This is a genomic window from Parvibaculum sp. (genome assembly GCF_030694575.1).
Classification (GTDB): Bacteria; Pseudomonadota; Alphaproteobacteria; order Parvibaculales; family Parvibaculaceae; genus Parvibaculum.
Genome location: NZ_JAUYUS010000061.1, coordinates 1 through 10,898, shown reverse-complemented (window position 1 = coordinate 10,898; position 10,898 = coordinate 1). Strand labels below are relative to the sequence as shown.

The following is a 10,898-nucleotide window of genomic DNA, read 5'->3' as shown; positions in this document are numbered from 1 at the left end:
CAGGCCCGCGCCTACCGCGCCGTCGCGAAAATCGACTGGCCGCAAGGCTTCTGCCGCAAGGACATCGGCTACCGCGCCATCGAGCGCGAAAAGCAGAATGCGTGAGGATGATTTCGAGATGACGATGGAGGCGCATCAGCCCTTTCTTCCCACCCTCCCCCTGTGGGAGGGTCGACAAAATTCGAGCGGTACGCGAAGAATTTTTCGGGGAGGGGTCGCGGCACCAACCATATGGGACAAGCCGTCGGCTGAATTTGTAATTTAGTCCGCAACCCCTCCCCAAACCGCTTGCAGCGGTTTGACCCTCCCACAGGGGGAGGGTGGAGAAAGAGCGGACACACGAAAATACGTACACAGAATAAACGGCACTGGGAGAGAGACCAATGAGCGACGCAGCGGAAAGCCGGCAGGAGCAGTTCTCCGGCACCAAGGACGTAGCCGACACGCACAAGTTCGACGAGAAGCGCCTCGAAGAATACATGCAGGCGCATGTGGACGGCTTTCAGGGCCCGCTCACCGTCAAGCAGTTCAAGGGCGGCCAGTCCAATCCGACCTACCAGCTCCTGACGCCCTCGAAGAAATACGTGCTGCGCCGCAAGCCGCCGGGCAAGCTGCTACCCTCCGCCCATGCGGTCGACCGCGAATACAAGGTCATCACCGCGCTTCACGGCATCGGCTTTCCTGCGCCGCGCACTTATTGTCTGTGTGAGGACGACAGCGTCATCGGCACCATGTTCTACATCATGGACATGGTGGATGGCCGCGTGCTCTGGGAGCCGCTGCTGCCGGGACAGGACCCCGCCACGCGCTGGAAAATCTACGACTCTCTGAACGAGACGCTGGCGCGGCTTCACATGGTCGACTACGAGGCGATCGGCCTCGCCGATTTCGGCAAGCCGGGCAACTACTTCGCGCGCCAGATCTCGCGCTGGACCAAGCAATATGTCGCCTCCGAAACGGAAACCATTCCGGAGATGAACCGGCTGATGGAATGGCTGCCCGCGAATATTCCGCAGGAAGACTCTAATTCCATCGTCCATGGCGATTACCGCCTCGACAACACGGTTCTCCACCCGGCCGAGCCCCGGGTGATCGCCGTGCTCGACTGGGAGCTCTCGACGCTCGGCCACCCGCTCGGCGATTTCACCTACAGCCTCATGCAGTGGGTGATGCCCGGCCAGGGCACCGGCGGCGGCACCGGCTCCATCAGGACGGCCGACCTCAAGGCGCTCGGCGTGCCGACCCTCGAGGAATATATCCGGATGTACTGTGAACGGACGAACCGGCCCAAGGGCATCGAAAATCTCGATTTTTATTTTTCATATAATTTCTTCCGTCTTGCCGGTATCCTGCAGGGAATCGCGGGGCGGGTGAGGGACGGAACAGCATCGAGCGAACATGCCAAACAGATGGCGGCCAATGTACGGCCGCTGGCCGAGGAAGCATGGGCCTATGCCCAACGCGCGGGAGCCGAATAACAAGAACAACTTCCAAGAGTGAGTGCGTATGAGTACTGAAGTATCGTCATGGAGCCGTCACGGTTTCGAGATCAACACCGACAGGTCGCGTCTGGACAGGGAATCGATCCTGAAGATGCTCGGCGCGACCTATTGGGCTCGCGACGTTTCGCCTGAGAATCTCTGGACCAGCATCGTTAATTCCCGCGCCTACGGCCTCTATTCGCCGGATGGCGAGCAGGCGGGCTTCGGCCGCATGGTGACGGACTACACGCGCTTCGCCTGGATGAGCGACGTCTATGTGCTGCCCGTTCACCGGGGTGATGGCCGCGGCAAGTGGATCGTCGAGACGATGGTTAACGACCCGGCCCTCGCCTCCGTCCACCGCATCATGCTCTCCACCAACGACGCCCACTCCCTCTATGAACGCCTCGGCTTCAAGATCATCGGCGACGACGGCGAAGCCCGCCAGCTGATGCAGTTGAAGCGGTAGGAGCGAGCGGCACTCGCGAACCTCTCCATACCTCTTATCTGTCTTTGCCGGGCTTGACCCGGCAATCCAGAAGGCGCGGCACGCGCCGTCCCTCTTCGTATAAATATTCCTGCAGGAAGTTTTTCGAAGATGGACGCCGCCTGCGGCGGCTCCTTGTCCCCCGGGTCAAGCCCGGGGGTGACGGTGTTTTTATGGCTGAGTTCTTCGGCAGGACTCAAAACCGGAAAAAGACGGGGATGACCCGGACAAGCCGGGTCATGACGTTTTTTTTCAAGCTTCGTATCTCGGGAAGCACCCCCTCAATACAGAAACATCGGCTTGCCCTTCACATGCGCGATGCGCGGGCGGTAGGCTTCGCGGTCGTAGAAGGCGTCGACGTCGACGCGCTTGCCGCCGCTCGAACAGGTCGCGGCCGGCACCGTCGTATAATTGCCGTCGCGCAGCGCCGTCATGAAGCCGGTGCGTCCCGCCGCGATTTCCTGCACGGCCAGAGTGCCGAAGCCTTTCGCCACCATCTGGTCGAGCGCGTCGGGGGGCCCGGCGCGCATGAGATAGGCAAGCGACTGCGTGATCGTGTCGACGCCGGTGATCCTCGTCAGTTCCTCGCCCAGCATGTGGCCGATCCCGCCGAGGCGCTTGCGGCCGTATTCGTCCGCCTGCCCGTAGGTCAGCGCCTCGCCGCCTTCCATCATCGCGCCTTCCGAAATCACCACCATCGCGTAGCGCGCCGGATTTTCCATCCGGTCCGCCGCCACCAGCGCTGCCAGCTTCTCCGCGTTGAACGGCACTTCGGCGATGATCGCGCGGTCGGCGTCGGCGAGATAACTCGCCAGAAGCGCCGTCTCGCCGGAGTTCCGTCCGAAAAGCTCCACCACCGCGATGCGCTCATGGCTTCCCGTCGATGTCCTGAGCGCGTTGATGTGATCGACCGAGCGCGACACCGCCGTCGAAAAGCCGATGCAGTAATCCGTGCCGAAGACGTCGTTGTCCATCGTCTTCGGGATCGACACGATCTTCATGCCCTCGCGGTCGAGCTGCGCGGCATAGTTCAGCGTGCCGTCGCCGCCGATCGTCACCATCACGTCGATGCCGAGATACTCGAAGACGCGCAATATGTGCGGCGTCGTGTCGACCGTGCCCTTGTCCGAGGGCTTGAATTTTCCCTTGAGGAAATCCGGCAGTTTCGCCTCGACCATCCATTGCGGATCGGTCCGCGTCGTGTGAAGCACGGTCCCGCCCTTGCGGTCGATGGTCCTCACCGCCTCCGTGTCGAGCCGCATCAGGTGCTTCTCGCTGCCCTCCGGGTCGTCGGGGTTGTAGCTCATCGGCCCCGCCCAGCCGCGCCGGAAGCCGAGCACCTCCCAGCCGAGTTCGGTCGCGCGCCGCACCACCGCCTTGATGCAGGAATTGAGCCCCGGCACATCGCCGCCACCCGTCAGGATTCCAAGTCGCATATCGCCGTTTCCTTTACGTCAGTGGCCGAGGGTCATTTTTCATTCTCCACCCTCCCCCTGAGGGAGGGTCGACAAAATTCGAGCGGAGCGAAGAATTTTTCGGGGAGGGGACTCCGCTCCAATATGATGAACGCACCACAGATTTTTCCGCCGCGCTACCGTCCGCACATACTAACAGCTAGAAATCCCGATCATGAAAACAAGCGAGCACTACACTATCGCCGTCGCGGGCCTCGGACGGCGCATCGCCACCGTCATCCGCAATCTCGCCGCCGCCGCACCCCATATCGAGATCGTCGCCCATGCCGACCCCGCGCCCATGGGCCTCTCCATGCTGGAGAAGCGAGGCATCGGCGCAGGCGCGGCATATGAGAGCGTCGATGCGATGCTCGCTCATACGAAGCCCGATCTTCTCATGGTCGGCTCGCCCAATCATCTCCACCTCGCCCATATACGCGGCGGGCTCGAGCGCGGCTTGCGCGTTTTCACCGAAAAACCTGTCGTGCGCACAGAGGACGAAACATGGGCGCTCGCCCGGCTCCTGCGCGAGCATGGGCAATCCTCCGTCATAGTCGGCCTCGTGCTCCGCTCCGCGCCGCTCGTCGCCGCGGTCACACGCCATCTTCACGCCTCGAAACTCGGCCGCCTCGTCAGTTTCGAGGGCAACGAGCATCTCCATCCGGAGCACGGCGCCTTCCTCATGCGCGACTGGCGGCGCCACGAAGCCCATGCCGGTTCGTTCCTGCTCGACAAGTGCTGTCACGATTTCGATCTCTACCGCCTCTTCGCCGGCGCGCTGCCCACCCGCGTTGCGAGCTTCGGCGGCCGCGACATCTTCACGCCCGCCAACGAAGCCCTGGCCGAACGCCGTTACCCCGACGGCACGCCCGCCTACGAGATCTGGCGCGCGGGCTGGAACGGCGGCAACAGTACCTTCCAGTCGGACGCCGATACCGCCGACAACCAGGTCGCCCTCGTCGAATATGAAAACAATGTCCGTCTCACCTTTCACGCGAACACCCATGCCGGCCTGCCGCAACGCCGCTGGTATTTCGCGGGCACGGGCGGCGCGCTCGAAGCCGACCTCGTGACCAACCGCCTCACCTTCCGCGACGCGCTGGGCATCAATCCTCCGGAGACGGAGGAGTTTCCCGCCAGCGCCGAGGGCCATTACGGTTCCGACGAACAAATGGGCCGCGACCTCGCCGCCCATCTCCTCGACGGCAAGCCCTTCCCCGTCGCCGTCGAGGACGCCATGATCGCCGGCCTCACCGTCATGGCCGTGGACCGTGCCATGCGCGAAGGCGGCGTCGTGGATTGCCGGCCGCTATGGGAGCGGCTGGAGAAGGAGATGGGGCGGGGTCGCTGACTCAATCCCGGGGACAAGTCTCCCGGGGATAAAAATATGCGAGCGGACCGGGGATAAGCCGCACCGGAGCCATCCCGTACATTTCCCGGAGACGAAGAAGGAGCGAAATTCGACGCTCAGCGGCGTACTGAAAACCGATCTTCCTCGTCGCGTGACATTTTCATGACAGTTTGATGACAGTCGGCCGTTTTGCGGTATCGGGATACCCCATCAGGCGCTCTTTCCGCGCGCCTCGATCGGCCAGATATCGACCAGCGTGTCGCCCCGGACGACGTGATAGGCGTCGTACAAATTCACCGTCGGGTCGCAATGCGGCGTCATGGCCGTCAGTACACTGCCGATCGGCAACGATGCGCCGTCGGGAAGAAGCACACCGCCCTGCTCGTCGCCGAAGAAGAAATATCCGGCCCCTTCCGGAGCGCCGGAAAGAAGTTTCGGCGGCTCGGCGTCGGTCGAGAAGGATTTGAAACCGGCATCCGTCGTCGCGAGGTTTTTCGTGTTGGCGGAGACGACCGACATCTGCACGAAGAGCGACGTCTCGAAGGGGAAGTTCGCGCCGTTGCCGAGCGCGACGTCGTGATACTGCTTGTCCATGAAGACATAGGAGCCGCCCTGCAGCTCCGTCAGCACCCTGGCCTCCGGGTCGATATTATAGGTGCCGGTGCCGCCGCCCGACACGATTTCGCACGGCAAGCCCTTCGCCTTCAGTGCGTCGCGCTGGTCGCCCAGCACCTGCATCGCCGCGAGCGATTTCTCGCGCCGCTCGGCGAAGTCGTGAATATGCATCAGGTGTCCGGCATAGGCCTGCAGCCCGCGCAGGTCGAGAAATTCCGCCGCGTCGATGAGTTCGGCCAGCGCCAGCGCGTCCTCGCCGGGGCGGATGCCGGTGCGGTGCAGGCCAACGTCCAGATCGACGAGAACCTTCAGCACACGTTTCTTTTCCCCCGCTGCCGCCGCCAGGGCGCGCGCGTTCACCGGGTTGTCGGCCACCACCATCAGGTCCGGCATTTTCGCGTTGAGCGCAATCAGCCGCTCGATGCCCTGCGCCGTCACGACGGGCGAGGTGATGAGAATATTTTCGATGCCGCCCGCCGCCATCGCTTCCGCTTCGCCGAGCTTGGCGCAGCATTGTCCAACGGCGCCGGCCGCGATCTGGGCCTTGGCGATGGTCACGCATTTATGCGTCTTCGCGTGAGGCCGGATCGAAAGGTTGCTTACCTTGCAGTGCTCCGCCATCCGCGCGACGTTGCGCTCGAAGGCGTCGAGGTCGAGCACGAGTGCCGGTGTCGGGAGCGCGGCGCGCGAGCCCTTCTTTCCGATCATGGCCCTTGCCGTCTGCAATGCTTCGCTTGTCATGACTTCCCCTTTGCTGCCGCCGCGGCAGCATCCTACAGCGGAGCGCACGATGCACAACAGCGCATCGCTCCTCCGCATCCCGCGACGAAAGCGATGGATTCCGGACGGCAGAGCGTATAATTATGGCATTCCTGCTGCCTATTGTTGGGGGATGAAATGGCAACGACGACGCTTTCCGGATTTATGCTGCTTGCCGCGCTGTCGGCGGGGGAACCCGAGGCCGCGATGAGCAAGATGCCCGCTCACGACCAGTATGCGTCGGGTGCCACCTGTTCCCTCAGCGGCGAAACGAGGGCTGGCGCGCGGAAATATTGCTATTACGATTGCGGTGGATCGAGACGGACCATCGTGATCGCGGCAGGGCGGACCTGCGCGTTCACCATCAGACGATAGGACAAATGTCGGGACAGAGCGGCACCGCGCAGAAGGCGGCAGGACTGACGGACAAGCGGGAGATCATCATCTCCTCCGCGCTCGATCTCTTCCGCCATTACGGTTACCGGCGCACCTCGATGGAGGACATCGCGCGCGCCGCGGCCGTCGCCAAGGGCACGCTCTATCTCTATTTCAAAAGCAAGGACGAGCTCTTCGAGGCGATCTGCCGGACGCTGGCGGAACAGGTGGGCGAAGGCGTCGCCGCGGCGGATGCGCTCGACCTGCCGCTCGAGCAGAAGCTCGCCGCACTCATGGAAGCGAAGCTCGGCTTCGTCTATCGCTGGATCCTGTCCAGCCCGCATGCCGCCGAACTCGTCGACAGCAGCAGCCGCTTTTCCCGCGATGTCTTCGGCGATGTTCACGATCGGTTCCACAACGCCGTCCTTCGCCTGGTCCGCGAAGGCAGCCAGCGCGGCGAGCTCGATCCCAAGGCCAGCGGCCTCACCCAGGAAGCCGCCGCCGACGCGCTCATCGCCGCCGCCTGCGGCGCCGAAAAGGCACCGGACGAGGAAACCTTCCGCCGCCAGCTCGCCGCGATCATCAAGCTGACGCTGCGCGGCCTGCGCGCCTGAGGCGAATCCGCGCTGCAAATCCGTGAAATCCGCCCCTCCCCGCTTGACAGCACGGCGGACAACTCCTATCTCTGCCCAGTGCTTTGGCACTCACGATGAGCGAGTGCTAACAGGCTCAAAAAATCCAGAAATTTCCGCAACTTAGCGGTTGGGACACAGGAGAAGCCAGAGATGAAATTCCGTCCTCTGCATGACCGCGTCGTAGTGCGCCGGGTCGAGGAAGAATCCAAGACCGCCGGCGGCATCATCATTCCGGACTCGGCGCAGGAAAAGCCCTCGCAGGGCGAAGTCGTCGCGGTGGGCCCCGGCGCCCGTGGCGATGACGGCAAGATCATTGCGCCCGACGTCAAGGTCGGCGACCGGGTGATCTTCGGCAAATGGTCGGGCACCGAAGTCAAGATCGACGGCGAAGAGCTGCTGATCATGAAAGAGAGCGACATCATGGGTGTGCTCGAAGGCGCTGCCGGCAAGAAGAAGGCGGCTGCCTGACAAGGCTCGCAACCGGATACCCGGCCGCGGGCTTTTTTATTGCCCCGGCGGCCGTTCGTTCCGTTTCATGAATTCAGAAGGATCAGAAAAACATGGCTAAGGAAGTCAAATTCGGCCGCACAGCCCGCGAGAAGATGCTTCGCGGCGTCGACATTCTCGCCGATGCGGTAAAGGTGACGCTCGGTCCGAAGGGCCGCAATGTCGTCATCGAAAAGTCGTTCGGTTCGCCGCGCACCACGAAAGACGGCGTGACGGTCGCCAAGGAAATCGAGCTTGAAGACAAGTTCGAGAACATGGGCGCCCAGATGGTCAAGGAAGTCGCTTCCAAGACCAACGACACCGCCGGCGACGGCACGACGACAGCGACGGTTCTGACCCAGGCGATCGTTCGCGAAGGCGCGAAGTCGGTTGCCGCCGGCATGAACCCGATGGACCTGAAGCGCGGCATCGAGATCGCCGTCCGCACCGCCGTCGAAGACATCACGAAGCGTTCGAAGAAGGTGAAGTCGAACGACGAAGTCGCGCAGGTCGGCACGATTTCGGCCAATGGCGAAAGCGAAATCGGCGCCATGATCGCCCAGGCGATGAGCCGGGTCGGCAATGAAGGCGTCATCACGGTCGAGGAAGCCAAGTCCCTCGACACCGAACTCGACGTCGTCGAAGGCATGCAGTTCGACCGCGGCTATCTCTCGCCCTACTTCATCACCAATGCGGACAAGATGGTGGTCGAGCTCGACGAGCCGCTCATCCTTCTCCACGAGAAGAAGCTGACCAGCCTGCAGCCGATGCTGCCGGTGCTGGAAGCCGTTGTGCAGTCGGGCCGTCCGCTGCTCATCATCGCGGAAGACATCGAAGGCGAGGCGCTTGCCACGCTCGTGGTCAACAAGCTGCGCGGCGGCCTCAAGGTCGCTGCCGTGAAGGCACCGGGCTTCGGCGACCGTCGCAAGGCGATGCTCGAGGACCTCGCGGTTCTCTCGGGCGGTCAGGTCATCTCCGAAGACCTCGGCATCAAGCTTGAGTCCGTGACGCTCGACATGCTCGGCAAGGCCAAGCGCGTTTCGATCACGAAGGACGACACCACGATCGTCGACGGCGCCGGCAAGAAGAAGGACATCGAGGCTCGCGTTGCCCAGATCAAGCGGCAGATCGAGGACACGACGTCCGACTACGACAAGGAGAAGCTGCAGGAACGTCTGGCGAAGCTCGCCGGCGGCGTTGCGGTGATCAAGGTCGGCGGTGCGACCGAAGCCGAAGTGAAGGAACGCAAGGACCGCGTCGACGACGCGCTCAATGCAACCCGCGCCGCGGTTGAAGAAGGCATCGTCCCCGGCGGTGGCACGGCGCTTCTCATGGCGAGCAAGGCCGTCGGCAAGCTCGTCGAGGACAATCGCGACATCCAGGCGGGTATCAACATCATCCGCAAGGCCCTCGAAGCGCCGATCCGTCAGATCGTCGAGAATGCCGGCGTCGAAGGCTCGATCGTTGTGCAGAAGGTCCTCGAATCGAAGCAGGCCAATTTCGGCTTCGACGCACAGAAGGAAGAGTATTGCGATCTAGTTGCCGCCGGCATCATCGACCCGACCAAGGTCGTGCGCACGGCGCTTCAGGATGCGGCCTCGATCGCCGGCCTCCTGATCACGACGGAAGCCATGATCGCCGACGCTCCGAAGAAGGACAATGGCGGCGCGGGCGGCATGCCCGGCGGCGGCATGGGCGGCATGGGTGGCATGGGCGGCATGGACTTCTAAGTCCAGCTTCCTCACTCCGAAATGCGAAGGGCCGGTGGAAACACCGGCCCTTTTCTTTTGTCACTTTTTGGGAGGTGACGTCGCGGCACCTGCCCTCCCGCTCCTGACGCCGTGCCAGCAACAGGCTACACTCCCGCCAATCAAAATTCGGGAGGCGGCACATGGATTTCTCATTTTCAGAAGCGGACGAAGAGTTCCGCATGAAGGTGCGGGATTTCTTCGAGAGCGAGTATCCGCGCGAGATCGTGGAGAAGATGGCGAGCGGTGCCTCGCCGTCGAAGGCTGACTACCAGAAGTCCGAACGCGCGATGGCGGCCAGGGGATGGCTCGCCGTCAACTGGCCGAAACCGGCCGGCGGCACCGGCTGGACGGCAAACGAGAAATACATCTTCGACGAGGAACTCGAACGCGCGGGCGCGCTCAATGTCGTGCCGATGGGGCTCCTCTATGTCGGGCCCGTCATCTACACCTTCGGCACCGATGAGCAAAAGAAGCGCTGGCTGCCGGGCATCCTCGACAGCACGATCTTCTGGGCGCAGGGCTATTCCGAGCCCGGCTCCGGCTCCGATCTGGCATCGTTGCAGGCAAGCGCGGTCCGCGATGGCGGCGACTATATCGTCAATGGCACGAAAATCTGGACGAGCCTTGCCCAGCATGCCGACTGGATTTTCTGCCTGCTGCGCACCAGCCAGGAAGAGAAGAAGCAGGAAGGCATTACCTTCCTCCTGATCGACATGACGACGCCGGGCATCACGGTGCAGCCGATCATCACCATCGACGGCAAGCATTCGCTCAACAGCGTCACCTTCGAGAACGTGCGCGTGCCGCAGGCGAACCGCATCGGCGAAGAGGGCAAGGGCTGGACCTACGCCAACTACCTGCTCGGCCATGAGCGCACCTCCTATGCCCATGTCGCCGGCAAACGGAAGCAGCTCCGCAACATCCGCGAAGCTGCGCGCGAACGCGGGCTGCTGGAAGACGCCGCCTTCATCCGCAAACTCGGCGAACTCGAAACCCGGCTCGATACACTCGAAATCACGGTGCTTCGTACCCTGTCCTCAGTCGCGGAAGGCGGCGCGCCAGGCAACGAATCGTCGATCCTGAAGATCATCGCGACCGAGTTGGCACAGGACATCACCGAACTCGGCATGGAGGCCTATGGACCCTACATGCAACCCGCCTTCCCGGATTCCGTCGCACCCGCATGGACCGGCAACACGGCGCTTCCCGCAGGCGCGGCGCCCGCCGTCGCCGTCTATCTCGGCACCCGCGCGCAGTCGATCTATGGCGGCTCGAACGAGATACAGAAGAACATCATCGCCAAGCGGATACTGGGTCTTTGACGAGGGAATTGACTCCCGCCGCTCGCAGGGATTAACTCCCCTCACTTCCGGTCGCACATATCCTCCGCGCGACTGGCGAAATCAGATGGGTCACCATCGGGGAGCGCGGAGACTGGTCTTTCGAGCCGATCGCCTGGGCAGCACTTCTACATGCTGGCCGGGCGTTTTTGTTTTCAGGCATC

The 10,898-nt window shown here is 62.8% G+C and carries 10 protein-coding genes and 1 riboswitch; of the genes, 8 read left to right on the top strand and 2 right to left on the bottom strand.

The genetic code is table 11. The features are described from left to right. Positions 1-383 precede the first annotated feature (383 nt). A complete protein-coding gene (locus Q8S60_RS09420; RefSeq protein ID WP_305308256.1) occupies positions 384-1,478 on the top strand; it encodes a phosphotransferase in 1,095 nt (364 codons plus the stop codon). A gap of 28 nt (positions 1,479-1,506) precedes the next feature. Then, the gene (locus tag Q8S60_RS09415) at positions 1,507-1,950 is read left to right on the top strand and encodes a GNAT family N-acetyltransferase (RefSeq protein ID WP_305668493.1); all 444 of its coding nucleotides are present in this window, start codon (positions 1,507-1,509) and stop codon (positions 1,948-1,950) included. Between the two features lie 299 nt (positions 1,951-2,249). Here the strand turns inward: Q8S60_RS09415 and Q8S60_RS09410 are convergent, their stop codons facing one another. Next, positions 2,250-3,404, bottom strand: a complete 1,155-nt coding sequence (locus Q8S60_RS09410; RefSeq protein ID WP_305276089.1) for a 6-phosphofructokinase — start codon at positions 3,402-3,404, stop codon at positions 2,250-2,252. A 193-nt stretch (positions 3,405-3,597) separates the two neighbouring features. Between Q8S60_RS09410 and Q8S60_RS09405 the strand changes: the two genes are divergently transcribed. Next, positions 3,598-4,773 (top strand): Gfo/Idh/MocA family protein, encoded by a 1,176-nt coding sequence (locus Q8S60_RS09405; RefSeq protein ID WP_305276087.1) that lies wholly within the window; start codon positions 3,598-3,600, stop codon positions 4,771-4,773. Positions 4,774-4,983: 210 nt separating this feature from the next. Here the strand turns inward: Q8S60_RS09405 and Q8S60_RS09400 are convergent, their stop codons facing one another. Beyond that, positions 4,984-6,129, bottom strand: coding sequence for a DSD1 family PLP-dependent enzyme (locus tag Q8S60_RS09400; protein WP_305276085.1), 1,146 nt, complete (start codon positions 6,127-6,129; stop codon positions 4,984-4,986). 156 nt (positions 6,130-6,285) lie between these two features. Here Q8S60_RS09400 and Q8S60_RS09395 point away from each other — a divergent pair, with 156 nt between their 5' ends. The 5 genes from Q8S60_RS09395 (at position 6,286) to Q8S60_RS09375 (ending at position 10,716) form a co-directional block, all read left to right on the top strand. Further along, complete coding sequence (locus tag Q8S60_RS09395) at positions 6,286-6,522, top strand: hypothetical protein (RefSeq protein ID WP_305276084.1); 237 nt, start codon at positions 6,286-6,288, stop codon at positions 6,520-6,522. Between the two features lie 5 nt (positions 6,523-6,527). Beyond that, complete coding sequence (locus tag Q8S60_RS09390) at positions 6,528-7,136, top strand: TetR/AcrR family transcriptional regulator (RefSeq protein WP_305276082.1); 609 nt, start codon at positions 6,528-6,530, stop codon at positions 7,134-7,136. A 171-nt stretch (positions 7,137-7,307) separates the two neighbouring features. Next, positions 7,308-7,625 carry a co-chaperone GroES gene (groES, locus tag Q8S60_RS09385; RefSeq protein ID WP_305276081.1) on the top strand — a complete coding sequence of 106 codons (318 nt, stop codon included), beginning with the start codon at positions 7,308-7,310 and terminating at the stop codon, positions 7,623-7,625. Between the two features lie 92 nt (positions 7,626-7,717). Next, positions 7,718-9,373 carry a chaperonin GroEL gene (gene groL, locus Q8S60_RS09380; protein ID WP_305668492.1) on the top strand — a complete coding sequence of 552 codons (1,656 nt, stop codon included), beginning with the start codon at positions 7,718-7,720 and terminating at the stop codon, positions 9,371-9,373. 161 nt (positions 9,374-9,534) lie between these two features. Further along, positions 9,535-10,716 carry an acyl-CoA dehydrogenase family protein gene (locus Q8S60_RS09375; protein WP_305668491.1) on the top strand — a complete coding sequence of 394 codons (1,182 nt, stop codon included), beginning with the start codon at positions 9,535-9,537 and terminating at the stop codon, positions 10,714-10,716. Between the two features lie 58 nt (positions 10,717-10,774). After that, positions 10,775-10,862, top strand: a riboswitch (ZMP/ZTP riboswitch). Positions 10,863-10,898: the final 36 nt, after the last annotated feature.